This is a genomic window from Aeromonas sp. S15(2024), assembly GCF_041402265.1.
Classification (GTDB): Bacteria; Pseudomonadota; Gammaproteobacteria; order Enterobacterales; family Aeromonadaceae; genus Aeromonas; species Aeromonas dhakensis.
This window is the reverse complement of the sequence record NZ_JBGLQY010000002.1, coordinates 431,385-457,848: the sequence shown is the minus strand read 5'-3', so window position 1 is coordinate 457,848 and position 26,464 is coordinate 431,385. Positions and strand designations below refer to the sequence as shown.

The following is a 26,464-nucleotide window of genomic DNA, read 5'->3' as shown; positions in this document are numbered from 1 at the left end:
AATCAGGCTGAGCCAATTCGCTTAGATGGACTGCTCTTCACCGCCCAGGGCGGCGAACAGGGCCGGGATGAACTGGGCCAGCTCGGCGGTCACCAGGGCAAAGTCGGCGTCCAGACGGGCGGCCGGATCTTCGCTGGTGACGTCGTCGTTCTGCTCGCGCAGCTCTTCGCTGAATTTCAGGCGCTTGATGGAGAGATCGTCCCCCAGCACGAAGCTCAGGGTCTCGCCCCAGTTGAGGGCCAGTTTGGTGACCAGCTTGTCGTTGGCCAGGTGGTTCTTGATCTCGTCGCTCATCAGATCCTGCTGCTTGCAGCGGATGATGCCGCCATGCTCCATGGCGCTGCGCAGCTCGGCCTCGTCCTCCAGGGTGAAGGAGGCGGGCAGGTTGCCCTCGTTCAGCCACTCGGTCATGGTGATCTCGGGCGGGTTCTTGAGGGCCACCGGCACCACCGGCAGGGTGCCGATGGACTTGCGCAGCAGAGCCAGCAGATCGTCCGCCTTCTTGGCGGAGCCCGCGTCGACCACCATCAGGTTGTCGGCCGGGTTGATCCAGGCGAAGGTCTGGCTGGTGCGGCTGAAGGCGCGCGGCAGCAGGGTGTGCATGATCTCTTCCTTGAGCGCTTCCTTCTCTTTCTTCTTGAGGGCGCGGCCCTGTTCGAACTCGATCGCCTCTACCTTCTCCGCCAGCATCTCCTTGACCACGGTGCCGGGCAGCATCTTCTCTTCCTTGCGAGCGCACAGCAGGATGTGGCCGGCGGCGGAGTGGGTCAGGGTGGAGCCGAATTTGCCAAGGGGCTTGACCCACCCGAACCGGGAGATGTCCTGGCTGCCGCACGGGGTGAAGGCACAGGCTTCCAGCTGGGTTTCCAGCTGCTCGACGGTCAGCTCGAAGGGGCGGGTAAAGCGATAAATCTGCAGGTTTTTAAACCACATGGCGTCCTCGGTCTCATAGATTGTCCGGCGGGCATTGTACTAGAGAGGCGCTTTGTGATCAGCCAATCATTCTTGCTAAATAAAGGGCGATCGACTTCACAGGGAGTCATATCCGTCCCCAAAGCCGTCATCAAACTCCCCTAGACTGCGGATGTTAAGGTTGTTAACAAGGATACCAATATGCTGAGGGCGAGTCGGTCCGACGACATGGACGAGATCGTCGAGATCTGGTTGCTGGCCTCCCTGCAGGCCCATGATTTTGTCGATGCTTCCTGCTGGTGGCAGGCGCAGGAAGATCTGCGCACCCGCTATCTCGAGCGCGCCCGCATCTGGGTGTTCGAGGAGCGCGGCGAGCTGCTCGGCTTCATGGCGCTGGTGGATGACTACCTGGCCGCCCTCTTTGTGCGCCCCGACCGTCAGGGGCGGGGGGTGGGTCATGCCCTGCTGCAGGAGGCCAAGTCCAAGGGGGCCAGGCTGCATGCCCGGGTCTTCGTGGAAAACGATCAGGCGGTGCGCTTCTATCGTCGCCACGGTTTCGTGATCGAGGGGGAGCTGGCCGACCCGCTCACCGGTCATCCCCAGTACCAGATGTGCTGCGAGCCCGCCTGAATCTGACGCCAGCACCCGGTCCGGCTTGAAAAAAGGGAGGCATATCCTCATCTTGTCTGCATCGGGTGCTGCTGGCACCACCTCCATACGAGCCGTTTTTTCATGAAGATCCTGCATACCGCCGACTGGCACCTTGGCCACCAACTCCATGGCCATGACCGCCGTTTTGAACACGATGCCTTTCTCGACTGGCTGGCCGACACCATCAAGAGCCGTGACATCGACGCCCTGCTGGTGGCGGGCGATCTGTTCGACACCGCCAATCCCCCCGCCAGCGCCTGGCAGCAGCTCTACCGCTTTCTGGCCAGGCTGCGCGCCGAGCACCCGGCACTGGAGATGGTGCTCATCGGCGGTAACCACGACTCCCCCTCCAAGCTGGATGCCCCCCACGAGCTGCTGCGCGCCTTCGACCTGCATCTGGTGGGCAGCATCAGTCGGGACGACGAGGGGCGGCTCGAGACCGAGCGCCTGCTGGTGCCGCTGCGAGGCAAAAACGGCGAGGTGGCCGCCTGGTGCGCCGCCGTGCCGTTTCTGCGCAGCAGCGATCTGCGCCCGGAAGGGCTCAGCGAGGGGCAGGACAGACTGATCGAAGGGGTACGCCAGGTCTATGAGGCGGTGCTGAGCGAGGGGCGGGCGCGCTGCAATCCGGATCAGGCCCTCATCGCCATGGGCCACGCCTATCTGGCGGCGGGCCAGCTCTCCGAGCTCTCCGAGCGGCGGGTGCTCGGCGGCAACCAGCACGCCCTGCCTGCCGAGCTGTTTGCCGCCGCCGACTACACGGCGCTGGGCCACCTGCACCTGGCCCAGAGCCCGGCCGAGGGGGTGCACTACAGCGGCTCGCCGCTGCCGCTCTCGCTGGCCGAGGCGAACTACAACCATCAGGTGCTGGAGGTGACGTTTGAGGGGGGCAAGCTGGCCCGCCTTGAGCGGATCCCGGTGCCCCGCGCGGTGGAGATGATCCGGCTGCCCCAGAGCGGCTTCGACGAGGCGCTCCAGGCCATCGAGGCGCTGGACCTGCCCGCTTGCCCGCAGCAGGCACAGCCCTTCCTCGAGGTGCGGCTGCTGCTGCCCAAACCCGAGGCCCGCATCCGCGAGCGCGTGCTGGCCGCCATCGGCGACAAGCCGGTGCGCCTGGCCCGCATCACGACCAGCTATCAGGGCTCGGGGCAGGGGCTGGCGGACGGCGCCGGCCAGCGCCGGCTCGATGAGCTCTCCCCCACAGAAGTGTTCCGCCTCTGTTATCAGCGTCAGTTTGACGGAGAGCCGGAGGCTGAGCTGGTGGCGTCGTTTGAAGAGATCCTGGAGCAGGTGAAGGAGGCCAATGCATGAAAATCTTGTCGCTGTCAGGGGAGAATCTGGCCAGCCTGACCGGCCCCTTTATCCTCGATTTTGCCGGTGGCGCCCTGGGGGCCGCCGGTCTGTTTACCATCACCGGCAATACCCGGGCGGATGTGGGCAAGAGCACCCGCGATATCGGGTCGGTATGGATGGAGGCGTGTGGCGTATGAAGATCCTCTCTTTGAGTGGTGAGAACCTCGCCAGCCTGACCGGTCAATTCACCATCGATTTTGCCGGTGGTGCCCTGGGGGCCGCCGGCCTGTTTGCCATCACCGGCAATACCGGCGCCGGCAAGAGCACCCTGCTCGATGCCATCTGTCTGGCGCTCTACGACGAGATGCCGCGCTTTATCGCCAATCGCAAGAACGTCGCCGAAGTGGGCCGCATGGATGACGAGGAGAAGCTCAAGGCCAACGACGTGCGCGGCATCCTCAGCCGCGGCCACGCCAGCGGTTTTGCCGAGGTGCAGTTTCGCGGCTGCGACGGCCGGGTCTGGCTGGCCCGCTGGGCGGTGCGCCGGGCCCGCAACCGCGCCGAGGGGCGCTTTCAGGCTCAGGAGCGCAGCCTGACCGACGTGGCGTCGGGCCAGGTGTTCAGTGGCAGCAAGCGGGAGCTGCAGGATCGCATCGACGAGCTGGTGGGGCTCTCCTGGGAGCAGTTTCGCCGCGCCGTCATCCTGCCGCAGGGGGAGTTTGCCGCCTTCCTCAAATCGAGCGCCGACGAGCGTTCGGCCCTGCTCGAACGGATGACCGGCACCGAGCTCTATTCCGCCATTTCGGTCCAGACCCATGAGCGGGCGCGGGAGGAGCAGCAGAAGCTCGCCGCCATCAGTCAGCGGCTCGGCGACGTGGCGCTGATGGACGAGGCGACCCGCGAGCAGTGGGTGAGCCAGCAGGTCAGCCTCGCCACCAGCCTCAAACACGAGCAGCAGCAACAGCAACTGATGCAGGATTTGCGCGACCTCAACGGCCGCATCGCCGCCCAGTTGCAGGCCTGTGAGGAGGGGGAGGCGGCCCTTGCCGCCGCAGAGGTGGCCCACGGTGCGGCCGCCCCCGAGCGCGAGGAATTCGCCCGCGCCGAGCAGGCCCAGGTGGCCCGCGCCGATCACGACGAGCTGGCTCGCCTTACCCTGGAGGTGCAGCAGCAGGAGAAACTGCTGGCCGAGCTCGGCCCCGAGCTTGGCAAGCTGGAGGAGCAGACCCAGCAGAGCGCCCTCACCGAGCAGCAGCTGCTGGCAGAGAAGATCGCCGCCGAGCGCGAGTGGGGCGCCCTGCAGCCCGAGCTCAAGCGGGCGCAGGAGCTCGATACCCGCATTAGGGAAAAGCAGCAGCAACTGCAGAAGATCCAGCAGGAGGGAACGCAGGAGCGGGAGGTGCAGCTCACCCTGGAGCAGGGCTGGCACCAGCAGCGCCAGCAGGTGGAACTGCTCAAGGCCCAGCACCAGCAGTGGGGCGCCTGGCTTGAGGAGCACAAGGAGCTGGCGCCGGTGGCCCGCCAATGGCAGCCCCTGCTCACCGCCATGCAGGATTGGGCCGAAGATGCCGACAGGCTGCAGCAGTTGCTCACCCTGCGCGAGCACAAGCTGCGTGCCCTCAGGCAGTTGCAGCACCAGCTTGAGCAGGGGCAGCAGGAGCGCGACTACTGGCTGCGTGAGCAGACCCGGTTGCAGCAACAGCAGCACGAGCTGCAGGAGCAGCAGTGGGAGGGGCGACTGGCCAAGGCGCAGGAGCAGTGGCAGCAGCAGACCGAACAGCTGGGTCAGCTACGCCAGCTGTTGGAGCTGGCGGACTATGGTCGCAATCACGGCGAGCAGCATGGTCGCCTGCAGCAAGAGATAGCCCAGCTGGAGCAGGCGCTCGGCAAGCTGGCCATCCTCGGCGACGAGCTGGCGCCGGCCCGTGAGCGGCTCGCCCTGCAACGGGACGAGGCACGTCACGCGCTGGAGCAGTCCCGCGCCATCGCCAGTTTCGAGCAGCATCGACACATCCTGCGCGACGGTGAACCCTGCCCGCTGTGCGGTGCCGAGGAGCACCCCTATCACCAGAGCCAGCCGCAGGTGGCGGGCATTCTGGGCCAGCTGGCGGAGCGTGCCCGCAGCCTGGAGCTCGAGTGGGAGCGGCTCAATCACCAATACATTCAGTGCGAGAGCGAACGCCAGGAGCTGGCCCGTCAACTGGCGGTGCGCCAGCAACATCTGCCGGAGCTGGAGACGCGCGCCGAGCAGCTGACCTTGCGCTGGCAACAACTGGGAGGCGATACCCTGCTCGGCCATCCGCTGCCGCTAGGTCAGAGCCCGATCGAGTGGAATGAATTGATGAATACCCTGCTGGGCCGTGGCCAGAGCCTGGAGCAGGGGCTGGCCCACAGCCAGCAGCAACTGCGTGAGGCCCAGCAGGGGCAGCAGCAGTTGCAGGCCGTGCGCCAGCAGTTGAGCCAGCTGGCCAGCCAGCACCAGCAGTTCGAGCAGCAGTGGCAGGAGGCAGACCGCCAGCGCATCGCCCTGGAGGGGGAGGTGAAGGCGATGAGCGAGCAGGAGACGACCTTGCGCCAGCGCCTCGAGCAGGGGGGCAACCGGCTCGACGAGCAGATGGGGGGCCAGCCCTGGCGCCAGTGGCTCGGCAGCCAGCAGTGGCACGAGTGGCAGCGGGCCTGCGAGGCCTGGCTGCATGGCCAGAGCGAGTGGGAGCGGTTGGCCGGCGAGATTGCCAGCCTTACCCCGGCCCTGAGCGCCCAGGAGGCGCGCCTGCAGAACCAGCGCGAGCTGCTGCACAAGCTCGAGCGCGACTACAAGGAGCATGAACAGCAACGGCAGGGTCTGGTCACCAGCCGCGCCACCTGTCTGGGGGGCGAGGAGATAGCCCAGGTCGAGCATCGCTGGCAGCAGCGGCTGCAGCAGCTGGCCAGCGAGCTGGAGATGATGCAGGGGGCGGCCCGCGCCCTGCGTGAGCGCCAGACCGAGCTCAAGGCCCGTCTCAACCATCTGGAGCAGGAGAAGCAGGTGAGCAGCCGGCGGCGGCGGGAGGTGCTGGGGCGCTGGGCTGCCCACGCCAGCAGCCTCGGCATTGCCGAATATGACCTGCGCCGCCTGCTGGCCATGAGCCCGGATGAGCTCAAGGCGCGCCGCGCCGCCTTGCAGGCGCTGGAGGATGCCCGCGCCGAGGCGCGTACCCGTTTGACCGAGCGGCAGCGGGCGCTGGCGCTGGAGGAGAGCAAGCGGGATCGTTACCGCGAGCATCACCCCGAGCTGGCAGCGCTGGCGCCAGAGGAGCTCGACAGCCGGCTGACGGCGCTGGAGGCGCACTGCCGTGCCCTCGACGAGCAGCTGTTCCAGTGCAAGAGCACGCTAGCCCAGGCCGAGGCGGCTGCCCTCAAGGCAGGCACCCTGCAGGAGGAGCTGGCCGCCCAGCAGGCGGTGGCGGATCACTGGCAGCGACTCTCCGATCTCATCGGCTCGGCCAGCGGTGCCAAGCTGCGAACCTTCGCCCAGAGCCTGACCCTGGAGCGGTTGCTGCTGGAGGCCAACGCCCAGCTTGCCGAGCTCTCCCCCCGCTATCGGCTGGAGCGGGTGCCCGGCACCGATCTGGCACTGCAGGTGGTGGATCTCGACATGGGGGACGAGGTGCGCTCGGTGGACTCCCTCTCCGGCGGCGAGAGCTTCCTGGTGTCGCTGGCGCTGGCGCTGGCCCTCTCCAGCCTGTCGTCGCGCCAGACCCAGGTCGAATCGCTCTTTATCGACGAGGGCTTCGGCACCCTGGATCCCGACAGCCTGGATCTGGCGCTCTCAAGCCTCGATTCCCTGCAGGCGGCCGGCCGCCAGATCGGGGTCATCTCCCACGTACAGACCCTGGTGGAGCGGATCGGCGTACAGGTGCGGGTGGAAGCCCTCGGCGGTGGCGAAAGCCGGGTGGTGCTGCCCTAAGCCCCTGCTTCGCTTTGCTGAGAAATCGCAGCCCCGTCATCTGGCGGGGCTTTTTTGTTTCAGTGTTTCGTCAATCTGGTCGCTTGAGCTAGGTCCATACCCGCGTATCGCGGGAAACGAGAGTGAGGGGTTGACCCCGGTCTTGCATCCATCTGCCCGCAAGAGGGAATGGTCAATGACATTGATGCCTGAAAGGATCCTGGCTCGCATCGCGATGCGGCCACGCAGTGACGCGCTGTATCTCATCTGGTTCTGCTGGGGCCTGGCGTTGCTGCTCTATGTGGCGGGATCTGCATATTACAAATTACCCATAGTGCCGTTGCTACTGATGGTGCTGCTGTTGATGGTGGAGAAAACCAAGATGTTTGGACGAAAGCGCAATGAGTCTGAGATGGTCGGGGCGGGGAGCACGACGACGGTGATCGCCAAGGGGGCCCGTTTCAAGGGCGAGTTGCAGGTGGAGGGTAATCTGGATGTGTATGGCCAGTTCGTCGGGACGCTGCAACTGAACGGCGGGACGGTACGCATCATGGAGGGCGGCCGGATTGAAGGGGATGTCAGCGCAGCCCATGTGATCATCAATGGCACCCTGGACGGCACCTGCGCCTCGAGCGAGGTGGAGATACTCGAAAGCGGCAAGATGAAGGGGTTGTTCAAGGGCGGGAGCCTCTCCATCCGCAAGGGAGGCCAGTTTGTCGGCCAGTCCCAGTCTCAGGAGGAGCAGAAGGGCGAGAGCAAGGGCAACGTCAAGCAACTGCAGCCTGAAGGTAAAAACAAGGCTGCCGATACTGCCGAGGTGGTGGCCAAACAGGCCTGATCAAAAGAGGGGCGAGTACGCCCCTCTCTGCAGACAAGGGATTAACTGCGTCGCTCTGGCAGCATATTGGTCAGGGTGTTGTCCTTGAGTACGTGGTGGTGGTAGATGGATGCCGCCGCGTGCAGGGCAATCAGGGCATAGCCAATGTTGGCCAGCGTCTCGTGCAGCTCCTTGATGGTGCCCTTCAGGCCGTCGTTGGGGGCGATGAGGGCGGGAAGCTCAAGGCCGAAGAAGGGGATGGGCTTGCCACCCGCGCTCAGCAGCAGCCAGCCCAGCAGCGGGGTGAGGATCAGGAAGCCATAGAGCGCCAGGTGGGCGAGTTTGGCCAGCTTGAGCATCAGGGGGGAGAGCTCGGGCACGATGCGCGGTGAGGGGCTGCTCGCGCGTACCAGCAGGCGCACCACCACCAGCGCCAGGATCAGCAGACCCACCATGAAGTGAAACTCCTTCATCAGGTCGCGGCCGACCGACCCTTTGGGGAAAATGTCCCTGAACTCCATCAGCGCATAGACGGCGATCATCAGCAGCAGGGTCAACCAGTGCAGCCCTATGCTCAGGCTGCCATAACGTTGTTCGGTATTTTTCAACATGTTCGTATCCTTCTCGGGGCTTGCATTGCATCACGGGTGGTCTCATCGGGTGGGCGTCCTGCCCCCGGGCCACTTTTTCCATGTTACTGCGAAGATGTGTCAAAACCTTGATCTCTGTGTGTTTTTAACATGTTATTTGTAACAGGCCGGCAGCGCGCCGGTCGAAGAACTGGTTTCGCTCATCCGGGAGAGGTTGTCAGGGTGGCGAACGGCTGATGCAAAGCCGCAGAGCAGGGTGTGTTGCGGCCGGGAACCGGGCACCCAGCCCAGTTCAATGAGGGCTTTACCCCTCTTCTCCCCTCATTTACCTTTAATAAAATCCTCAACAGGTGAAGGGAATTACCTTGACCATCACAGATCCCGTGATCCTGACCGAGCTGCAGCAGATCCTGTTTCGCTCCTTCGACGTGATCCCGTTTCCTATCCTGATCTCGGAATCGGCCTGCAGCGAGACGCTGGACAGCATCCCCACCCGACTGTCGGAGATCCCCGCCCGCCATCACAGGTTCGTGAACCGGGCTTTCGTGGCGCAACTGGGTTACGACCTGACGGATCTGCCTGACATGGCCAGCTGGTTTGCCACCGTCTATCGCGACGAGGAGAGCCGGGCACTGGCCATCTCGCGTTGGAACCAGGCGGTGATGAGCAGCCTGGCAAGCGGGGCTGCGGTGGCCGAGATGAATGCCCTGCTTTACTGCAAGAACGGCCAGCAGCGCTGGTTTACCATCACGGCCCAGTTGAAAGCCGATGCCATGCCGGGCTGGCACATAGTGACCCTGCGCGACATTCACGATCTGCACTGCATGATAGAGGAGGTGAGCCGGATCTCCTGCACCGATCCGCTGACCGAGCTTGGCAACCGGCGGGCTGCAGGCCAGCAACTGCAGGCGCTCTGGCTGCAGGGAGAACCCTTCTCGGTGATCCTGGGCGACATCGATCACTTCAAGCAGATCAATGATCGCTACGGGCATCCCGCCGGGGATGCGGCGCTGTGTGAGGTGGCCCGCATCATGACCGGCCAGCTGCGAGCCGGGGAGCACCTGGCCCGCTGGGGCGGAGAGGAGTTCTTGCTGATCCTGCCCGGGGTGGATGCTGAGCTTGTGGTCGAGCGGGCTGAGCAGTTGCGCCGGCAGTTTGTCGGCCATGTGGTCGCGTGGGAGGGGCAGAGCTTCTCCCTGACGATGAGCCTGGGCTGCGCTACCCGAGGCGAGGGGCAGAGCAGCGACAGCCTGCTGCAGGTGGCTGACAAGGCGCTCTATCAGGCCAAGAGCAACGGGCGCAACCAGGTGGTCTTCGGCAAGGAGTAGCTGGAAGGCGCCCATAAAAAAACCGAAGCCTGGGCTTCGGTTTTTTGTTGCAGCGATGGGCGTTCGGCCCATGCAGCCTTATTTCTTGATGCGGATCACCGGGGTCTCGCCCACGGTCACGGCACCCGTCATCTTCACCAGCTCTTTGATCTCGTCCATGTTGGAGATGACCACCGGAGTCAGGGTAGATTTGGCTTTGGCTTCCAGAACGGCCAGATCGAACTCGATGATGGTGTCACCGCGCTTGACCTGTTGACCTTCCTGGGCGATGCGCTTGAAGCCTTCGCCTTTCAGCTCAACGGTGTCGATACCGAAGTGAACGAACAGCTCGATACCAGAGTCGGATTCCAGCGAGAACGCGTGGTTGGTCTCGAAGATCTTGCCGATGGTGCCGTCGCACGGAGCAACCATCTTGTTGCCGGCCGGCTTGATGGCGATGCCGTCACCGACGATCTTCTCGGCGAAGACCACGTCGGGCACATCTTCGATCGGTACGATTTCGCCTGACAGCGGGGCAAAAATTTCGATGCCGCCGGTATCAGAGCTGTCATCGGAAACCAGTTTCTTCAGTTTATCAAACAGACCCATAGTAAAAGCTCCTAGAGATGATTGTCGCTGTTTGCAGCCGATCTTAGCAGACTGCCTTCTGCTTAATAAAGTTATCTACACAGGCTTCGATTTCGGCGGCGGTGGCAAAGCTCAGCGCTTGATCAGCCATGGCCTTCACATCTTCGAAGTTGGTGTTGCGGATAAGCTTCTTGATACGCGGTACAGAGATGGCGCTCATGGAGAACTCATCCAGACCCATACCCAGCAGCAGCAGGGTGGCACGCTCGTCACCAGCCAGTTCACCACACATACCGGTCCACTTGCCTTCGGCGTGGGATGCATCGATAACCATCTTGATCAGGGTCAGGACGGAGGGTGACAGCGGGTTGTACATGGCGGAAATCATCTCGTTACCACGGTCGACGGCCAGGGTGTACTGGGTCAAATCGTTGGTACCGATACTGAAGAAATCCACTTCCTTGGCCAGATGATGAGCCATCACGGCAGCAGCCGGGGTCTCGATCATGATACCCACTTCGATGGATTCATCAAAGGCTTTGCCTTCGGCACGCAGTTCGGCTTTCAGCGTCTCTACGGTGGCCTTCAGGCTGCGGAACTCTTCGACGGAGATGATCATCGGGAACATGATGCGCAGTTTGCCGAAGGCAGACGCACGCAGGATGGCCCGCAGCTGGGCGTGCATGATGTCGGCGCGATCGAAGAAGATCCGCACGGCACGCCAGCCCAGGAAGGGGTTCATCTCTTTCGGGAAATTCATGTAGGGCAGTTCTTTGTCGCCGCCGATGTCCATGGTGCGCACGATGATCGGCTGATCCGGCATCGCTTCGGCCACTTCTTTGTAGGCTTTGAACTGCTCGTCTTCGGTCGGCAGCGCGTCACGGTCCATGAACAGGAACTCGGTACGGTACAGACCCACGCCTTCGGCGCCATTGCGGATGGCACCTTCGGTATCCTTGACGGTACCGATGTTGGCGCACACTTCGACCTGATGGCCATCCAGGGTGATGGCAGGCAGATCTTTGAGCTTGGCCAGCTCGTCTTTCTCGGCCTGGAACTGGGCCTGGATCTCTTTGAACTTGGCCAGCTGTTCAGCAGTCGGGTTGAGGACGATCTGGTTGTTGATCGCGTCCAGCACCAGCACGTCACCATTCTTGACGCGCTCGGTGATGTCGTTGGTACCCACGATGGCCGGCAGCTCCAGGGAGCGGGCCATGATGGAGGTGTGGGAAGTACGGCCACCGATGTCGGTGACAAAACCCAGCACGTATTTCAGGTTGATCTGAGCGGTTTCGGACGGGGTCAGGTCTTTGGCGACCAGGATCACCTCTTCGTCGATGGTGCTCAGGTTGACAACGGCGATGCCCAGTACGTTCTTGACCAGACGGGTGCCGATGTCACGGAAGTCGGTGGCGCGCTCGCGCAGATAGGGGTCATCCAGCTCGGCCATCATCTTCGCGTACTGCTCGATGACCTCGTAGATGGCCTTGTCAGCGGTGGCCTTGTTGTCTTTGATGAAGGATCTGATATCCCCTTCCAGCTCTTCATCTTCGAGCAGCATGATGTGGCCTTCGAAGATGGCCTCTTTTTCTTCACCGAAGGTGCGACCGGCCATCTCTTTGATGGCTTCCAGCTGTGCGGCTGACTTGGTGCGGGCTTCGAGGAAGCGGTTGATTTCGGCATCAATCTGTTCGGCAGCGATTTTGCCCTGATTGATAACGATTTCATCTTCTTTCAGAAGAAGCGCCTTGCCGAATGCGATACCGGGGGACGCAAGAATGCCAGATATCATAATCCTTCCTATTAAAACGACTGTGGGGGAGGAATAAAGCTGGATTACTCCAGCTCGTCCATCAGGGCAACCAGCTTCTCAACGGCTTTCTGAGCGTCCGGGCCGTCGGCCTGGATGGTCACGTTGGTGCCTTTGGTCAGGCCCAGGGTCTGCAGCTTGAACAGACTCTTGGCGCTGGCGGATTTGCCACCGGAGACCACAGTGATCTCGCTTTGGAATTCTTTGGCTTCTTTCACGAACTGAGCTGCCGGACGGGTGTGCAGGCCGTTTTCAGCAGTAATAACAACAGACTTCTCGTACATGGTTTCACCCCATATTATTGATATTTTTTGGTGTGAGGGATGCTTTTGACGCTTCCTTCTCGCACCGTGTCAGTATGGATATGTTGTAAAGTAACGAAATCAGACCTGCAATGGTTTAATCCAGGTCAATTTTCTGTGCAGTATTCGGTGTCTGCCTCAACTCTTTTCCGTTATCGCGCTACAAGCCGCGTCAATGCTGGCCTGAAATTATTTTATAACGAAAAATAACACTTTGTTACTTTGTGATACCTAGTCGGCAAACACCTCGTGACGCGGCACAGGATATGAGATTTATCACAGAATGTCTGCTTTTTTCGTCACTGGTTTGCTTGTTATTTTACCCCGAAAAATAAGGGGTCGACTGGCGCTGCCAAGTGCTCAGTCTAGCCCATAAAGAAACGGCGCTCCTGAGAGCGCCGTTGTTTTGAAATAATCCGATCACTTATTGCTGCAGCTCTTGTTCGCTGAACACCCCGGCAAACAGGGCGCTGGAGAGGTAGCGCTCGGCAGCGCTCGGCAGGATGACCACTATGGTCTTGCCTTCAAATTCCGGCAGCTCGGCGAGGCGGGCTGCGGCCACCACGGCGGCACCTGAGCTGATGCCGGCCAGGATCCCTTCCTCTTCCATCAGGCGGCGAGCCATCTCGATGGCGTCATCGCTGCTTACCTGCTCGACACGATCCAGCAGGGTGAGGTCCAGGTTGCCCGGGATGAAGCCGGCACCAATGCCCTGGATCTTGTGGGGACCCGGTTTGATTTCAAGGCCGGCCAGACGCTGGCTGATCACCGGCGATTCGCTTGGTTCGACGGCAACGGAGACCACCGCCTTGCCCTTGGTCTGTTTCAGGTAGCGGGAGACACCGGTAATGGTGCCGCCGGTACCGACGCCGGCCACGAACACATCCACGTCGCCATCGGTGGCATCCCAGATCTCGGGACCAGTGGTCTTCTCGTGGATTTCCGGGTTGGCCGGGTTTTCAAACTGTTGCAGCAGCACATATTTGCCGGGCTCGGACTCGAGGATCTCGTTGGCCTTGGCAATGGCGCCCTTCATGCCGAGCGGCCCTTCGGTCAGCACCAGGTTGGCACCGAGTGCCTTGAGCAGCTTGCGGCGCTCCAGGCTCATGGTGGCCGGCATGGTCAATGTGATGGGATAGCCACGGGCGGCGGCCACGAAGGCCAGAGCAATACCCGTGTTGCCGCTGGTGGGTTCGATGATCTCCTTGCCCTTGGTCAGAACGCCGCGCTTCTCGGCATCCCAGATCAGGTTGGCGCCGATACGGCACTTGACGCTGAAGCTCGGGTTTCGGCTCTCAATCTTGGCCAGCACGCGGCCCTTGGTAACACGGTTGAGACGAACCAGAGGGGTGTGACCTATGGTCTGGCTGTTGTCCTCAAAAATTTTGCTCATGGTGCTATCCCTGTTTGTTACGGCGATGAAACAAGATTACCCTGTGGTTTCTGAATGAGAAGTGACGATTTGTTATAACAATATGTTATTACAAGATATAGAGCTTATTCTTTCTTATTGAGACCTCCCTCGCGAAAAGGTCTCTCGTCGTCAAAGGAATGGACGTTATGGGATTTGCAGGAAGCGATCGCTATCTCGCCTCAGAGGCGCTCAAGATGGCGGTCAATGCCGCCATCGTGCTGGAAAAGCCGCTGCTCATCAAGGGTGAACCCGGCACAGGCAAGACCGAGTTGGCAGAGGCCGTGGCCAGCCATCTGGGCACCGAGCTTATCGCCTGGCACATCAAATCCACCACCAAGGCCCAGCAGGGGCTCTATGAGTACGATGCGGTGGCCAGGCTGCGGGACTCCCAGCTCGGCGACCCCAGGGTGGGGGAGATAGGCCACTACATCCGCCGTGGCAAGCTGTGGCAGGCCTTCACTGCCGACCAGCGCCCGGTGCTGCTTATCGATGAAATCGACAAGGCGGATATCGAGTTTCCCAACGATCTGCTGCAGGAGCTCGATCGGATGGAATTCGACGTCTATGAAACCGGCGAGCGTATCAAGGCCCGCCAGCGCCCTGTGGTCATCATCACCTCCAACAATGAAAAAGAGCTGCCGGATGCCTTCCTGCGCCGCTGTTTCTTTCACTACATCCGCTTCCCCGACAAGGTCGAGATGCAGGCCATCGTCAAACTTCACTACCCCGACCTCAAGGAGAGCCTGCTTGGCGAGGCGATGGATCTCTTCTTCGAGCTGCGGGAAGTAGAGGGACTGCGCAAGAAGCCCTCCACCTCGGAACTCTTGGACTGGATCCGGCTGCTGTTGGCTGACGACATCGCCCCCGAGGCGATGCGCGCCCGCGAGCCAGGCAAGCTGGTGCCCGCCCTCTACGGCGCCCTGCTCAAGACAGAGCAGGACCTGCATCTCTTTGAGAAGCTCGCCTTTCTGGCCCGCCGTGGTGGCTAGATGCTGATCGATTTTTTTACCCACCTGCGTCGCCACCAGCTCCCCTGCAGCCTGCGTGAACTGCTGGACTTGCACGGGGCGCTGGCAGCCCGGCTGGCCAGCCTCGATATAGACGAGTTCTACCTGCTCTCCCGCTGCCTGCTGGTAAAAGACGAGGCTCACTACGATCGCTTCGATCGTGCCTTCGCCGAGTATTACGAAGGGCTGGCCGCCATCCCCCTGCTGCCGGAGAGCCTGCCGGATGAGTGGCTGCGCAAGGAGTTCGAACGGCTGCTGAGTGCCGAGGAGAAGGCGTTGCTCAAATCCCTTGGCGGGCTGGATCAGCTGCTGGCGACCCTCAACCAGCGCTTGAACGAGCAGAGGGAGCGCCACGCCGGCGGCAACAAGTGGGTCGGCACCGGTGGCAGCAGCCCGTTCGGCCACGGCGGTTTTCACCCGGAAGGGATCCGCATGGGGGGAGAGGGCCAGCATGGCAAGGCGGTCAAGGTGTGGGAGGCGCGCCATTATCGCAACTTCAGCGACGACTCGCCGCTGGGGCAACGGGCCATCCAGCTGGCGCTGCGCAAGCTCAGGCGCTGGGTGCGCCAGGGCAGCCCGGACGAGCTGGATCTCGACGACACCATCCGGAGCACGGCCAGGCAGGGCTGGCTCGATGTGAAGCTCAGACCCGAGCGCCACAACGGGGTCAAGCTGCTGGTCTTCTTCGACGTGGGAGGCTCCATGGATGCCCACGTGGCCGAGGTGCAGCGGCTCTTTTCTGCCCTGCGCCACGAGTTCAAGCACCTGGAGTACTTCTATTTTCACAACTGTCTCTACGACTTTGTCTGGCGAGACAACGCCCGCCGGCACGAGGAGCGCTTCGACACCCTGCGCCTGCTGCGCACCTACGGCAGCGACTACAAGGTGATCCTGGTGGGGGATGCCACCATGGGTCCCTACGAGATCACCTGGCCCGGCGGCAGCGTCGAATATTGGAACGAGGAGGCCGGTCAGGTGTGGCTGGCCCGCCTGCAGCAGCATTTTCCCAAGCTGGTGTGGATCAATCCCACCCCGCGGCGGGAGTGGCTCTGGCACCCCTCCATCAAGTTGATGAACGAATTGATCGGCGGGCGCATGCACCCGCTGACTCTGGCGGGTCTGGCTGCGGCCATCGACCAGCTGTGACCCTCTCTACCCGAACAGACCAACAAGCCGGGAGTGAACCCGGCGAGGAGCAAAGATGACCTCTATCGTGATCAGTGGCTCAGGCCTCTATACCCCTCCCTTTGCCGTCAGCAACGAAGCGCTGGTGGCCGCCTTCAACCAGTACGTGGATCTCTACAACGAGGAGAACGCCTCCGCCATCGACGCCGGCCAGCTGCCCGCCAAACAGCATTCGAGCAGTGAATTCATCGAGAAGGCCTCCGGCATCAAGAGCCGTTATCTGGTGAGCAAGGAGGGGGTGCTGGATCCCGACATCATGCAGCCATTGATGGCGGAGCGGCCCGATGACAAGCCCTCCATCATGGTGGAGATGGCGGTGGCCGCCGCCGAGCAGGCGCTGATCGCCGCCGGTCGCGAGCCGGGGGAAATAGATCTGGTGATAGTGGCCGCCTCCAACATGCCGCGCCCCTATCCGGCCCTCTCCATCGAGTTGCAGCACTATCTGGGGGCGAGCGGCATGGCCTTTGACATGAACGTGGCCTGCTCCTCCGCCACCTTCGGCATCAAGACGGCGGCAGACATGCTGGCGGCTGGCAGCGCCCGACTCGCGCTGGTGGTCAATCCGGAGATCTGCTCTGGGCACCTCAACTTCCGCGATCGGGACAGCCACTTCATCTTCGGTGACGCCTGTACCGCCGTGCTGCTGGAGCGGGAGGCCGATTGCCAGGTGGCCAATCCCTGGCAACTGGTGGCCAGCAAGCTGGTGACCCAGTACTCCAACAACATCCGCAACAACTTTGGCTTTTTAAACCGGCTCAGCCCGCGCACCCGTTACGGTGACGACAAGCTGTTCCGCCAGCAGGGGCGCAAGGTGTTCAAGGAGGTGCTGCCGCTGGTGTGCGACCAGATCGCCGGCCAGCTTGATGAGCAGGGCTGGGCGGCGGATTCCCTGAGCCGGCTCTGGCTCCATCAGGCCAACCTCACCATGAACCAGTTCATCGCCCGCAAGCTGCTCGGCCACGATGCCAGCCAGCAGGAGGCGCCGGTGATCCTCGACAGCTACGGCAACACCAGCTCGGCGGGTTCCATTATCGCGTTCCATCTGTACAATCGCGACCTTCCCGCGGGGGCCCGCGGTGTGCTCTGCTCGTTTGGCGCCGGCTATTCGATCGGGAGCCTGTTGTTGCGGCGCCTGTGAGGGGCGGGGTCATCTCCCCGCCGTCATGACGATAAGGTTTGGGTGGAATCATGCAGAGGATCACGGGGCGCTGCGCCCTTCACTACGGGGTGACGCTGTCACTGTTTTGTCTTTACGGGCTGCAGGTCTGCCCGTTTCTGGAGAGCCTGACGCTGCCCCAGCTGCTGGGGCCCGCGCTGGTGACCTTCGCCATCATGTTTGTCCTGCGTGACCAACTGCTGCGCAAGGTGACGCTGTCCGGTCAGGGGCTGGGAGGCTTCGGGCTGGAGGTGGGCTTCTACCTGCTGGGGGCCTTGCTGCTCTCTGGCTACAACGGCATCCGGTATGATTTTCCGCTGGAGAGCCACCTCAAGATCCTGCTGGGGATGAGCACCCTGGGCTTCCTGGTGGCGGCGGATCTGTCGCTGCAGCGGGACTGGCAGCGGGCCAAGCTGCGGGAGCATCAGGCCTGTCTGGTGCTGAACCAGCCGCTGGCCATGCCGGTTTCCCGCAAGTTCTCCCTGTTCGCCTTCACCACCCTGACCCTGCTTGGCGCTGTGTTCTTCCTGCTGTTCAACAAGGATCTGGAGTGGCTGGTCACAGTGGACAAGAGCCTGCCGCGGCTTGATGCCCAGCATTACATACTGCTGGAGATCGCCTTCGTGATGGTGGTGACCTTCGGTTATCTCTGGCTCATCATTCGCGGCTATGGCCGCAACCTGACCCTCTCCCTGATGCATCAGACTCGCGCCATGGCGCAGGTGCAGTGCGGCGATCTGGAGGCGCGGGTGCCGGTGATCCGTGACGATGAGTTCGGTCTGATTGCCGCCGGCACCAACCAGATGATCGGCGAACTGAAGGCGCGTCAGGACGAGCTCAATCTGACCCGGGACGTGGCCATCCTGGGGCTCGCCTCGCTGGCGGAGACCCGCGACAACGAGACCGGCGCCCATATCATCCGCACCCAGTTCTACGTCAAGGTGCTGGCGGAGCAGCTGAGCCGCAGCGACTGGGAGCGCTATCCGCTGGACGATGCCACCATCGATCTGCTGTTCAAGTCGGCGCCGCTGCACGACGTGGGCAAGGTGGGCATTCCCGATGCCATCCTGCTCAAGCCGGGCAAGCTGACGGACGAGGAGTTCGCCATCATGAAGCGCCACCCCCAGATTGGCGCCGATGCGCTGGCGAGCGCCGAAGCCCAGCTCGGCTCCAACTCCTTCCTGCGGCTGGCGCGGGAGATCTCCCTCACTCACCACGAGAAGTGGGATGGCAGCGGCTATCCGGCTGGGCTGGCGGGGGAAGCGATCCCCTTGTCGGGGCGGCTGATGGCGCTGGCGGATGTCTACGACGCCCTCATCTCAAAACGGGTCTACAAGCCCGCCTTCAGCCATGAGCAGGCCAGAACCATCATAGTGGAGGGGCGTGGCCGCCATTTCGATCCGGCCATCGTCGACGCCTTCCTCGCCTGCGAGGAGGAATTCCGCCAGATTGCCCTCAGGCACAAGGATCACGACTGACAAAAAACCACCCGAACGGGTGGTTTTTTTATGGCTGGCTCACTGGGCCGGCTCGATGGCGAGCACTAGACAACTGGGCTCGCTGATGCGAAAGCGCACGTTGCAGTCAAACAGCCTGACGCCGTACTCCTTGTCATCCGGCTTGCCCTTCTTGTAGGCGGGGCGGGGATCCTGGGCCAGCACTTCGCTCACCAGCAGGCGCAGCTCGGGGTGGGCCTTGAGCCAGGGTTGCAGCTGCAGTTCTGCCTCTGGGCTGAAACTCACCGCCAGCGGCGGGGTGGGGGCGTCGGGGGCGAAACCGCCGCGGGCATCCGGCAGGCTGTCGGCATAGGGAACATAGGGCTTGATGTCGACGATGGGGGTGCCATCGAGCAGATCCACCGCCCCCAGTTCGAGCCAGAGTTTGCCGCGCGCACGGCCGACCCCGTGCAGCTCGACCACCGAGAGGCCGAGGGGGTTGGGACGAAAGGTGGAGCGGGTGGCAAACACCCCGACCCGCTCGTTGCCGCCCAGGCGCGGCGGGCGCACCGTCGGGTGCCAGCCATGCTCCATGGTCTGGTGAAACACGAAGCTGAGCCAGAGGTGGGAAAACTGCTCGATGCCGCGCAGCACGTCCGGCTGATCGTAGGGGGGCAGTAGCTCGAGGTGGGCGCGGGCCGATTTGACCAGACCGGGCTGGCGCGGGATGGCGAACTTCTCCTTGTAGGGAGAGCGGATGATACCCAGGGTGTCGATTTCGAACTTCATGGCGGATCCTGACTGAAAACCCCGGCAATGTAGCACAGCAGCCCTTAAAACGCAGGCGTACCCGCTTGCCGTGATCTTGCTCCCATCCCGGCCGCCCGAAGGCTGTATCACGCCGCCAACTTGCGTAGGGTGGGCGCAGGAAGAGTGAAAGGTCCGTCGGCAGGGCGGGCCGGCACAACCGGCGTGGCCATCGAGGATGGGCCGCGCCGCACAGGAGAGACAGGGATGAAACTGCTGATCATCGGCGGCACCGGATTTCTGGGTCGCCATCTCGCCTCACTGGCGCTGGACTGGGGCCACGAGGTGACCTTGTTCAATCGCGGCCGTCGCCAGCATCCGGACTGGCGCGAGCTCACCCAGCTGCAGGGGGACCGGGATCAGGACCTGACCCCGCTGCATCGCCATCAGGGAAGCTGGGATCTGGCCATCGATACCTGCTGCTATCGTCCCGAACAGGCGGCGAGCCTGTCGGCCGCCCTGCTCGGGCGCTGCGAGCGGCTGATCTTCATCTCCACCATCAGTGTCTATCGCGACTTCGCCCAACCCGGGCAGGACGAGTCGGCGCCGCTGCACGAGATGGCCGAGGGGGAGCTGCCGGAAAATTACGGTCCCCTCAAGGTGTTGTGCGAGGCGACCTATCGTGCCCGCTGGGGCGAGCGGCTCTGCATCTTGCGCCCGGGCGTCTTGTGCGGCCCCCATGATCCCACCGGTCGGCTGGCCTGGTGGATCACGCGGGTGCAGCGAGGCGGCCCCTGGCTGCTGCCGGGGCAGGGGGAAGATCGGTTGCAATATCTGGACGTGCGCGACTGCGCCGAATTCGTGCTGCGGGCCGCCGAGCAGCAATTGAGCGGCATCTTCAATCTGGTCAAGCCCGGTATCGCGCTGAGCGACTGGGTGGATCGCCTGGCCGCCAGGCTGGCCCCCGCGACCCTGATCCTGCCCGAATGGGCGCCCTGGCCCGCGCTGCTGGCCGCCGGGGTGGAGCCCTGGCAGAGCTACCCGACCCTGTTGCCCAATGCACAGCCCGAGTATGCCGGCTATGGCCTCATCAGCGCCGAGGCGGCCATCGTGCAGGGCCTCAACTTTCGGCCGCTGGAGGAGACGGTGGCGGATGTGGCCGAGTGGCTGGCCGGCGCGCCGGACGCCGTGGTGGCCACCGGCATCACCGCCGAGCAGGAGGCGCGGCTGCGTCAGCTGGTCCGCTAGGGGCCAACAAGTGCGGCAGCAAAGCAAAAGGGCATCTCTCGATGCCCTTTTCTGTCTGGCGTGAGCGGCGTTATTCGGCGCGCATGGCGGCGCCGGCGGCGGTCAGTTGCTCGCGCAAGATGGCGCGATGACAGCGGGACTCCTGCTCGCAGTAACAGCCCACCGACAGGTTGGTGGTGTGGGAGAGGGCGGCCAGCAGCGCCAGATCGTGCCTGGCGGCGGGAGTCGCCAGCTCCGCCTTGTACTGTTTGCAGAAGGCGCTCCACTGGGCGGGCGTCTCGGCAGCCTGACCCAGCTTCATGGTGTCGTTGCTGGGGGCGAGATTGGGGAACCAGACGTCGTACCAATCCTGGCTGGCAAACTCGGTTTTGGGCACGCCGCGGGGCGGGCGGCGCACTGTGCCGATCCGCAGCCCCTCGTCGGGCAGGCGGGGCGTGCCGAGGCGAACGATGGCCAGTGCCATGCAGGCTCCTTGCTGTTGACGCTTATTTCTCGGTGGCGACTTTCAGCGCCTGGCCGTAGCAGATCACCTGCTTCAGGCAGCCCGGGGTGTCGCTGAATTCGGCGCACTTGTCGAAGGTGACGCCGTTGCCGCCCATGTCGGCCACGCGGCGGCGGGCCAGGGTACGGGCCTCGCCGGCGTTGGGGATCGGCTGCTTGGCATCGCTCTGGCAGGACTCCCCTTCGACGGTGCCGAGGTAGAGGTAGTTGAGATCGGCCAGCTGGCCCTGTTCATAGATCTGAACGCTGCCCGGCTTGAAGTACTCGTCGAAGTTCTCTTTGTCCAGATTGCTGTTGAAGGCAAAGTCGGCGCAGCCGGAGGCAATCAGGGGCATCATCAGGATCAGGCGTTTCATCGTCTCGTATCTTGTGTCGGTGATGAGGACAGTAGCAAGGCGCAGGCGCTCCATGTCGGCATCTTGTGGAATAACGAAGGGGCCATTATAGGGGCCAGTCGACGGTGTCGACCAGCCCCATTTTTAGCCGTATGGGCGGGGTGTGACCAGGATCCGGCCGTGTGTTGCCCGTGCAGCTTCATGCTGCCGGCAAAGATGACTGGCCTGCTGTCATGAGAGAGGGGCGCACCGGGCGCCCCTCTCTCGTTGCTCATCAGGTCGGTGCCAGCCGCTGATGCAGGCTGCGGTAGTAGTCGTCCGCCAGCAGCGTCTGATGAGAGGCGCAGAGGCGGATCTGCCCCTCTTCCATCAGGGCGATCCGGTCCATCTGCTCCAGCCCCAGCAAACGGTGGGAGATGAGCAGCAGGGTGCGATCCGCCCCCAGCTTGAACAGCAGATCCATGATCTCCCGCTCGGTCTGACTGTCGAGCCCCTCGGTCGGCTCATCCAGCAGCCAGAGCGGCGCATCGTGCAGCAGGGCGCGGGCGATGCCGATGCGGCGGCGCTCGCCACCGGAGAGCGGCCGGCCGCCATCCCCCAGCCAGGCATCGAGCCCGCTGTCGCTGTGGCCGTTGTCATCTTCCAGCAGATTGGCAAGGCCGACCTGGGTCAGCACTTGCACCAGCTGCTCGTCACTGGCATGGGGGGCGGCCAGCTTGAGGTTGCCGCGCAGGGTATCGGCAAACAGGTGCACCCGCTGGCTCACCACCGAGAGGGAGGCGCGCAGCGCCCCTTCGCTGTAGTCGGTGAGCGGCTTGCCATCGAGCAGGATCTTGCCAGCCTGCGGGTTCCATTCGCGGGTCAGCAGCCCCATCAGGGTGGATTTGCCGCAGCCGGTCTGGCCCAGCAGCGCCAGCTTTTCACCGGCCTGCAACTGCAGGGTGCAGCCGCGCAGCACCGGCTGCGGGTTGCCTGGGTAGCTGAAATAGAGGTCGCTAATCTGCAGCGCCCCCTGTGGTGCGTGGCGCTGTTCGTGGCCCCACTCGGGGGCCTTGGCCTCCTGCAGGATCTCGTTGAGGCGGCGGGCCGAGGTGAGGCTGGTGGAGAGGTGCTGGAAGGCACCGGCCAGCGGCATCAGCGCCTCGAAGCTGGCCAGGGTGGCGAACACCATCAGCGCCGTGATGGGATCCGGCGCGGCGCCTGCTACCCCGTGACCGGCCAGCCACAGCATCAGGGTGAGGGTCCAGCCGCTCAGCAGTTGCACCGAGCCGTTGGCCAGCCCGCTCACCCGGGCCATGCGGGCCTGGGCCTGGATCAGCGCCTGTTCGGCCTGCTGCAGCTCGTCGCGCGCCCGGGGGGCGGCGGCAAACATCTGTAGCTCGGCCTGGCCGTCCAGATAGTCCACCAGACGGGTACGCAGGTTGGATTTCTCGGCGATCAGCTGGCGACCGGGCTGGCGGCCGAGGAAGTAGAACACCAGCGGCAGGGCCAGCATGCCGAACAGCAGGATGGTGCCCAGTATCAGGGCCAGGTCGGCATCGAACAGCGAGAGGAAGAACACCAGACCGGCGGTGCTGAGCAGGGCCGCCCCGATGGGGGTGACCAGCCGCAGGTAGACGTGGTCCATGGCGTCGATGTCGGCCACCAGCCGGTTGAGCAGGTCCGCCTGGCGAAAGCCTGCCAGGGCGCCGGTGGAGAGCGGCGAGAGCTTTTGCCAGAACCAGACCCGCAGCCGGGTCAGTACCCGGAAGGTGGCGTCGTGGCTCACCACCCGCTCACCCCAGCGGCCGGCAGTGCGGATGATGGAGAAGAAGCGCACCCCGCCGGCCGGCGTCATGTAGTTGAAGTGATCGCGGGTGGCCGCCGTCAGCCCCGCCACGGCGGCGGCGGAGAGGAACCAGCCGGAGAGCGACAGCAGTCCCATCCCGGCGGCCAGGGTGACCAGTGCCAGCAGCAGACCGATGGAGAGGCTGAGCCAGTGCTGGCGATAGAGGCGCAGAAACGGCAAGAGATCAGTCATCGAGAGAACCCTCGTTACGTTGGGAGAGCAGGCGGGCAAACGGCCCCTGCGCGGTGCTGAGTTGCTGGAAGTTGCCCTGCTCCACCAGCTTGCCGCGCTCCAGCACCAGGATCTGGTCCATCTTGGTGAGCTGATCGAAGCGGTGGGTGATCATCAGCAGGGTCTGGTTGGCGATGACCTGCTCCAGCGTGGTCATGATGGCTCGCTCGGAGTGGCGATCCAGGCTGGCGGTCGGCTCGTCCAGCACCATCAGCTGGGTGGACTTGAGCAGGGTACGGGCCAGCGCCAGACGCTGGGCCTGCCCGACCGAGAGGCCGCCGGCCTGATCCCCCACCGCATAGTCGAGCCCCTTCTCCATGGCGAACTCCCATGCCTGGGCCCGTTTCAGGGCCTCTTCCAGTTCGCCGTCACTGGCGGCGGGCTTGGCCAGCAGCAGATTGTCACGCAGCGAGGCGTGGAACAGCTGCGGGTTCTGGGAGAGCCAGCCCAGCTGCCTGCGCCACTGGCTCATGTCGAGGCTGGCCAGCTCCTGGCCGTTGACCTTGAGCTCGCCGCGATAGGGGGCAAAGCCGAGCAGGGCGTTGACCAGCGAGCTCTTGCCGGCGCCGCTGATGCCGATGAGGGCGGTGCGTGAGCCCGCTTCCAGGGTGAAGTCGATGGGGCCGACCAGTACCTTGCCCTCGGCGCTCAGCACTTCAAGGCCTTTGGCTTCTACCCTGATGGGGGCGTCGGCATGGAACGGCGCATTGCCTGAGGCGGGTTCACTCACCTCGGCCTCGAGGAACTCCAGCAGCTGTTCGGCGGCGCCGATGGCCTGCGCCTTGGCGTGGTAGTGGGCGCCGAGCTCGCGCAGCGGGGCGTAGAACTCGGGAGCCAGAAACAGCACGAACAGGCCAGTAAAGAGGGTAACTTTGCTGCCATAGTGGCCGAAGTTCAGGTGATCGATATAGGAGAAACCGAAGTAGACGGCCACCAGCGCCACCGAGAGGGCGGCGAAAAACTCCAGCACGGCGGTGCTGAGGAAGGCAAGGCGCAGCACCTCCATGGTGCGTTCGCGAAAATCTTCTGAGGCATCGCGAATGGCATCCCCTTCCGCCCGGGTGCGCATGAAGAGCTGCAGGGTGCGCAGCCCCTTGAGGCGATCGAGAAAGTGGCCGGAGAGACGGGCCAGCGCCTGGAAGTTGCGGCGGTTGGCATCGGCGGCGCCGACCCCCACCAGAATCATGAAGAGGGGAATGAGGGGCGCCGTACCCAGCAGAATGAGGCCGGCGGCCCAGTTGACCGGGAATACGGCCACCAGAATCACCACCGGAATGAACACGGCAATCGCCATTTGCGGCAGGTAGCGGGAGAAGAAATCCTGCATGTTTTCAATCTGTTCCAGCAGCAGGCTGGCCCAGCTGCCGGCCGGCCGACGCTGGATGTAGGCCGGTCCCAACCGGCCGAGGCGGGTGAGCACCAGCTCGCGGATGGCCTGGCGCACCGCGCTGCCGGCCTTGAAGCTGGCCACCTCGCGGCCATAGGCCAGCACCGCCTTGCCGAGGGTGACCAGCAGCAGGGTAATGAAGAGGGGAATGGATCCCGCCGGGGTGGCGTCTTCGATGATGAAGCCGTGCAGCAGGGTGGCCAGCAGCCAGGCCTGCGCCACCATCAGGATGCCCTGCCCCAGGCCAAAGCCGATGGAGAGGCCGATCCAGCGCCGGCCGTGGCTCGATTGATTGCGCAACCAGCCATAGAGTCGTTTTTGCGTTTTTTTATCCATTACCACCATCCTCGCGTCGAGTGGCGCAAGACTATCCTCGCCCCCCAGGCTTGGCAACCTTGTAAATTCCGGCCGGTGAAAACGATTGATGGAAAAAGCGGCTTGCTGCTCATTAGTTGGTCGAACAGATTGATTTATGGTAAAAAACCGTATCGGGATGATTGCGCTCGGCGGCAAAATGCATATAGTAGAGGCCCTGACGCGGGTGTAGTTCAATGGTAGAACGGTAGCTTCCCAAGCTGCATACGTGGGTTCGATTCCCATCACCCGCTCCAAATTCCTGATAATGGCCAAAGCCGTTGTCACATCAGCCGAAACGGCTGTCTGTCGTGGGGTTTCCCCATCACACCAAGCAAGTTTTGATGCCAGGCGGGCATCGTATAATGGCTATTACCTCAGCCTTCCAAGCTGATGATGCGGGTTCGATTCCCGCTGCCCGCTCCAGCCTTGATGCAAAAAGCCCACTCCTGCGAGTGGGCTTTTTGTTATCTGTTTCTGGGCGAGGCTCACTGCCTGACCGGCACTCCTGAAAGCAGCTGCAATGAAAAAAGGCGCCATCGGCGCCTTTTCAACTCGGGAGGGAGGATTACTCCTGCTCCAGCTCGCCGCAGAAGCGATAGCCTTCGCCATGGATGGTGGCGATGATCTCGGGAGTGTCGTTGACGCTCTCGAAGTGCTTGCGGATGCGGCGGATGGTGACATCCACGGTGCGGTCGTGGGGCTTGAGCTCACGGCCAGTCATCTTCTTGAGCAGCTCGGCGCGGGTCTGGATCTGGCCCGGGTTTTCGCAGAAGTGCAGCATGGCGCGGAACTCGGAGCGCGGCAGCTTGAACATGTCGCCAGCCGGGCTGACCAGGGCGCGGCTGTTGATGTCCAGTGCCCAGCCGTTGAACAGGTAACGCTCCACCAGCTTCTTCTCTTCGCCACCGGCGGCCACGTTCATGGTGCGGCTCAGCAGGTTGCGGGCACGGATGGTCAGCTCGCGGGGGTTGAACGGCTTGGTGATGTAATCGTCGGCGCCGATTTCCAGACCCAGGATCTTGTCCACTTCGTTGTCGCGACCGGTCAGGAACATCAGGGCGATGTTGTCGTCCTCACGCAGCTCACGAGCCAGCAGCAGGCCATTCTTGCCCGGCAGGTTGATGTCCATGATCACCAGGTTGATGGTGTGGGCAGTCAGGGCCTGATGCATTTCGTCGCCATTGTTGGCTTCGAGCACGATATAGCCCTCTGCCTCGAAGATGCTTTTCAGGGTATTGCGAGTGACCAGTTCGTCTTCGACGATCAGAATGTGTGGTGTTTGCATGAGTATTCCCAGATTCTTATCAGTTAATTATCTAAATTTTAACACTCTTTGGCGTTACCCGACCGGTCCTGAAAATTAATTACGTCATCCTGGGTATGAATATCAGGTCGGATTATCGCGAATTTGGCATCAGCGTTGGCAAACATCCCTGTGCC

General features: G+C 63.0%; 22 protein-coding genes, 2 tRNA genes and 1 pseudogene. 13 read left to right on the top strand and 12 right to left on the bottom strand.

The window, feature by feature from the left end; genetic code table 11:
* Positions 1 to 21: 21 nt before the first annotated feature.
* Positions 22 to 933 (bottom strand): recombination-associated protein RdgC, encoded by a 912-nt coding sequence (rdgC, locus tag ACB033_RS06170; RefSeq protein WP_005303149.1) that lies wholly within the window; start codon positions 931 to 933, stop codon positions 22 to 24.
* A 180-nt stretch (positions 934 to 1,113) separates the two neighbouring features.
* On the opposite strand from rdgC, the gene ACB033_RS06165 reads away from it, so the two are divergent.
* The 5 genes and pseudogenes from ACB033_RS06165 to ACB033_RS06145 all read left to right on the top strand — a co-directional run bounded on the left by ACB033_RS06165 (position 1,114) and on the right by ACB033_RS06145 (position 7,616).
* Positions 1,114 to 1,542, top strand: a complete 429-nt coding sequence (locus tag ACB033_RS06165) for a GNAT family N-acetyltransferase (RefSeq protein ID WP_005303147.1) — start codon at positions 1,114 to 1,116, stop codon at positions 1,540 to 1,542.
* Between the two features lie 102 nt (positions 1,543 to 1,644).
* A complete protein-coding gene (locus ACB033_RS06160; protein WP_139726332.1) occupies positions 1,645 to 2,871 on the top strand; it encodes an exonuclease SbcCD subunit D C-terminal domain-containing protein in 1,227 nt (408 codons plus the stop codon).
* A pseudogene (locus ACB033_RS06155) lies at positions 2,868 to 2,969 on the top strand (exonuclease SbcC); the annotation flags it as partial. The gene ACB033_RS06160 and the pseudogene ACB033_RS06155, both read left to right, overlap by 4 nt.
* A gap of 77 nt (positions 2,970 to 3,046) precedes the next feature.
* Entirely contained in the window at positions 3,047 to 6,799 is a 3,753-nt protein-coding gene (locus ACB033_RS06150; RefSeq protein WP_139726334.1) for an AAA family ATPase, read from the top strand.
* A gap of 175 nt (positions 6,800 to 6,974) precedes the next feature.
* Positions 6,975 to 7,616 (top strand): polymer-forming cytoskeletal protein, encoded by a 642-nt coding sequence (locus ACB033_RS06145; RefSeq protein ID WP_139726335.1) that lies wholly within the window; start codon positions 6,975 to 6,977, stop codon positions 7,614 to 7,616.
* A 41-nt stretch (positions 7,617 to 7,657) separates the two neighbouring features.
* Here the strand turns inward: ACB033_RS06145 and ACB033_RS06140 are convergent, their stop codons facing one another.
* Complete coding sequence (locus ACB033_RS06140; RefSeq protein ID WP_005303137.1) at positions 7,658 to 8,206, bottom strand: cytochrome b; 549 nt, start codon at positions 8,204 to 8,206, stop codon at positions 7,658 to 7,660.
* Between the two features lie 344 nt (positions 8,207 to 8,550).
* Here ACB033_RS06140 and ACB033_RS06135 point away from each other — a divergent pair, with 344 nt between their 5' ends.
* Positions 8,551 to 9,513, top strand: coding sequence for a GGDEF domain-containing protein (locus tag ACB033_RS06135; protein ID WP_162519981.1), 963 nt, complete (start codon positions 8,551 to 8,553; stop codon positions 9,511 to 9,513).
* A 78-nt stretch (positions 9,514 to 9,591) separates the two neighbouring features.
* Here the strand turns inward: ACB033_RS06135 and crr are convergent, their stop codons facing one another.
* The 4 genes from crr to cysK all read right to left on the bottom strand — a co-directional run bounded on the left by crr (position 9,592) and on the right by cysK (position 13,585).
* Positions 9,592 to 10,101 carry a PTS glucose transporter subunit IIA gene (crr, locus tag ACB033_RS06130; RefSeq protein ID WP_005303134.1) on the bottom strand — a complete coding sequence of 170 codons (510 nt, stop codon included), beginning with the start codon at positions 10,099 to 10,101 and terminating at the stop codon, positions 9,592 to 9,594.
* 43 nt (positions 10,102 to 10,144) lie between these two features.
* Entirely contained in the window at positions 10,145 to 11,872 is a 1,728-nt protein-coding gene (ptsI, locus tag ACB033_RS06125; RefSeq protein WP_005303130.1) for a phosphoenolpyruvate-protein phosphotransferase PtsI, read from the bottom strand.
* A gap of 44 nt (positions 11,873 to 11,916) precedes the next feature.
* Positions 11,917 to 12,174: an HPr family phosphocarrier protein gene (locus ACB033_RS06120; RefSeq protein WP_005303128.1), complete on the bottom strand. Its 258-nt coding sequence runs from the start codon at positions 12,172 to 12,174 to the stop codon at positions 11,917 to 11,919.
* 442 nt (positions 12,175 to 12,616) lie between these two features.
* The gene (gene cysK, locus ACB033_RS06115) at positions 12,617 to 13,585 is read right to left on the bottom strand and encodes a cysteine synthase A (RefSeq protein WP_005303122.1); all 969 of its coding nucleotides are present in this window, start codon (positions 13,583 to 13,585) and stop codon (positions 12,617 to 12,619) included.
* Positions 13,586 to 13,752: 167 nt separating this feature from the next.
* On the opposite strand from cysK, the gene ACB033_RS06110 reads away from it, so the two are divergent.
* The 4 genes from ACB033_RS06110 to ACB033_RS06095 are packed head-to-tail and all read left to right on the top strand — an operon-like array spanning position 13,753 to position 18,432.
* The gene (locus tag ACB033_RS06110) at positions 13,753 to 14,595 is read left to right on the top strand and encodes a MoxR family ATPase (RefSeq protein ID WP_139726337.1); all 843 of its coding nucleotides are present in this window, start codon (positions 13,753 to 13,755) and stop codon (positions 14,593 to 14,595) included.
* The gene (locus ACB033_RS06105; protein ID WP_126881378.1) at positions 14,596 to 15,759 is read left to right on the top strand and encodes a VWA domain-containing protein; all 1,164 of its coding nucleotides are present in this window, start codon (positions 14,596 to 14,598) and stop codon (positions 15,757 to 15,759) included.
* Between the two features lie 55 nt (positions 15,760 to 15,814).
* Positions 15,815 to 16,936, top strand: a complete 1,122-nt coding sequence (locus ACB033_RS06100) for a beta-ketoacyl-ACP synthase III (protein WP_019839765.1) — start codon at positions 15,815 to 15,817, stop codon at positions 16,934 to 16,936.
* A gap of 50 nt (positions 16,937 to 16,986) precedes the next feature.
* Entirely contained in the window at positions 16,987 to 18,432 is a 1,446-nt protein-coding gene (locus ACB033_RS06095; RefSeq protein ID WP_017781989.1) for an HD domain-containing phosphohydrolase, read from the top strand.
* A gap of 39 nt (positions 18,433 to 18,471) precedes the next feature.
* Here ACB033_RS06095 and tsaA read toward each other — a convergent pair whose 3' ends face one another.
* Entirely contained in the window at positions 18,472 to 19,179 is a 708-nt protein-coding gene (gene tsaA / locus ACB033_RS06090; protein ID WP_371140400.1) for a tRNA (N6-threonylcarbamoyladenosine(37)-N6)-methyltransferase TrmO, read from the bottom strand.
* Positions 19,180 to 19,404: 225 nt separating this feature from the next.
* Here tsaA and ACB033_RS06085 point away from each other — a divergent pair, with 225 nt between their 5' ends.
* Positions 19,405 to 20,385: an NAD-dependent epimerase/dehydratase family protein gene (locus tag ACB033_RS06085; protein WP_139725952.1), complete on the top strand. Its 981-nt coding sequence runs from the start codon at positions 19,405 to 19,407 to the stop codon at positions 20,383 to 20,385.
* A gap of 70 nt (positions 20,386 to 20,455) precedes the next feature.
* On the opposite strand, the gene ACB033_RS06080 is transcribed toward ACB033_RS06085, so the two are convergent.
* The 4 genes from ACB033_RS06080 to cydD all read right to left on the bottom strand — a co-directional run bounded on the left by ACB033_RS06080 (position 20,456) and on the right by cydD (position 25,003).
* The gene (locus tag ACB033_RS06080; RefSeq protein ID WP_005303108.1) at positions 20,456 to 20,848 is read right to left on the bottom strand and encodes a DUF488 domain-containing protein; all 393 of its coding nucleotides are present in this window, start codon (positions 20,846 to 20,848) and stop codon (positions 20,456 to 20,458) included.
* Positions 20,849 to 20,870: 22 nt separating this feature from the next.
* The gene (gene rcsF, locus ACB033_RS06075) at positions 20,871 to 21,242 is read right to left on the bottom strand and encodes an Rcs stress response system protein RcsF (protein ID WP_010633326.1); all 372 of its coding nucleotides are present in this window, start codon (positions 21,240 to 21,242) and stop codon (positions 20,871 to 20,873) included.
* A 253-nt stretch (positions 21,243 to 21,495) separates the two neighbouring features.
* Positions 21,496 to 23,241: a cysteine/glutathione ABC transporter ATP-binding protein/permease CydC gene (gene cydC / locus ACB033_RS06070; protein WP_139725951.1), complete on the bottom strand. Its 1,746-nt coding sequence runs from the start codon at positions 23,239 to 23,241 to the stop codon at positions 21,496 to 21,498.
* Positions 23,234 to 25,003, bottom strand: a complete 1,770-nt coding sequence (gene cydD / locus ACB033_RS06065; RefSeq protein WP_139725950.1) for a cysteine/glutathione ABC transporter permease/ATP-binding protein CydD — start codon at positions 25,001 to 25,003, stop codon at positions 23,234 to 23,236. Before cydD ends, cydC begins: the two co-directional genes overlap by 8 nt.
* 201 nt (positions 25,004 to 25,204) lie before the next feature.
* Here cydD and ACB033_RS06060 point away from each other — a divergent pair.
* Both ACB033_RS06060 and ACB033_RS06055 read left to right on the top strand, forming a co-directional pair.
* A tRNA-Gly gene (locus ACB033_RS06060) sits at positions 25,205 to 25,278 on the top strand.
* 94 nt (positions 25,279 to 25,372) lie between these two features.
* Positions 25,373 to 25,447: transfer RNA gene (locus ACB033_RS06055), tRNA-Gly, on the top strand.
* A 142-nt stretch (positions 25,448 to 25,589) separates the two neighbouring features.
* On the opposite strand, the gene arcA is transcribed toward ACB033_RS06055, so the two are convergent.
* On the bottom strand, positions 25,590 to 26,309 hold the full coding sequence (arcA, locus tag ACB033_RS06050; RefSeq protein WP_010633329.1) for a two-component system response regulator ArcA: 720 nt from the start codon (positions 26,307 to 26,309) through the stop codon (positions 25,590 to 25,592).
* Positions 26,310 to 26,464 lie beyond the last annotated feature (155 nt).

Bases quoted from the DNA above. Each gene is read 5' to 3' on its own strand.
- ACB033_RS06160 (WP_139726332.1), top strand. From the start codon at position 1,645: ATGAAGATCCTGCATACCGCCGACTGGCACCTTGGCCACCAACTCCAT.
- ACB033_RS06165 (WP_005303147.1), top strand. From the start codon at position 1,114: ATGCTGAGGGCGAGTCGGTCCGACGACATGGACGAGATCGTCGAGATC.
- ACB033_RS06120 (WP_005303128.1), bottom strand. From the start codon at position 12,174: ATGTACGAGAAGTCTGTTGTTATTACTGCTGAAAACGGCCTGCACACC.
- ACB033_RS06080 (WP_005303108.1), bottom strand. From the start codon at position 20,848: ATGGCACTGGCCATCGTTCGCCTCGGCACGCCCCGCCTGCCCGACGAG.
- ACB033_RS06100 (WP_019839765.1), top strand. From the start codon at position 15,815: ATGACCTCTATCGTGATCAGTGGCTCAGGCCTCTATACCCCTCCCTTT.
- rcsF (WP_010633326.1), bottom strand. From the start codon at position 21,242: ATGAAACGCCTGATCCTGATGATGCCCCTGATTGCCTCCGGCTGCGCC.
- crr (WP_005303134.1), bottom strand. From the start codon at position 10,101: ATGGGTCTGTTTGATAAACTGAAGAAACTGGTTTCCGATGACAGCTCT.
- cydC (WP_139725951.1), bottom strand. From the start codon at position 23,241: ATGACTGATCTCTTGCCGTTTCTGCGCCTCTATCGCCAGCACTGGCTC.
- tsaA (WP_371140400.1), bottom strand. From the start codon at position 19,179: ATGAAGTTCGAAATCGACACCCTGGGTATCATCCGCTCTCCCTACAAG.
- ACB033_RS06110 (WP_139726337.1), top strand. From the start codon at position 13,753: ATGGGATTTGCAGGAAGCGATCGCTATCTCGCCTCAGAGGCGCTCAAG.
- ACB033_RS06105 (WP_126881378.1), top strand. From the start codon at position 14,596: ATGCTGATCGATTTTTTTACCCACCTGCGTCGCCACCAGCTCCCCTGC.
- ACB033_RS06095 (WP_017781989.1), top strand. From the start codon at position 16,987: ATGCAGAGGATCACGGGGCGCTGCGCCCTTCACTACGGGGTGACGCTG.
- arcA (WP_010633329.1), bottom strand. From the start codon at position 26,309: ATGCAAACACCACACATTCTGATCGTCGAAGACGAACTGGTCACTCGC.
- ACB033_RS06150 (WP_139726334.1), top strand. From the start codon at position 3,047: ATGAAGATCCTCTCTTTGAGTGGTGAGAACCTCGCCAGCCTGACCGGT.
- rdgC (WP_005303149.1), bottom strand. From the start codon at position 933: ATGTGGTTTAAAAACCTGCAGATTTATCGCTTTACCCGCCCCTTCGAG.
- ptsI (WP_005303130.1), bottom strand. From the start codon at position 11,872: ATGATATCTGGCATTCTTGCGTCCCCCGGTATCGCATTCGGCAAGGCG.
- cydD (WP_139725950.1), bottom strand. From the start codon at position 25,003: ATGGATAAAAAAACGCAAAAACGACTCTATGGCTGGTTGCGCAATCAA.
- ACB033_RS06140 (WP_005303137.1), bottom strand. From the start codon at position 8,206: ATGTTGAAAAATACCGAACAACGTTATGGCAGCCTGAGCATAGGGCTG.
- cysK (WP_005303122.1), bottom strand. From the start codon at position 13,585: ATGAGCAAAATTTTTGAGGACAACAGCCAGACCATAGGTCACACCCCT.
- ACB033_RS06145 (WP_139726335.1), top strand. From the start codon at position 6,975: ATGACATTGATGCCTGAAAGGATCCTGGCTCGCATCGCGATGCGGCCA.
- ACB033_RS06085 (WP_139725952.1), top strand. From the start codon at position 19,405: ATGAAACTGCTGATCATCGGCGGCACCGGATTTCTGGGTCGCCATCTC.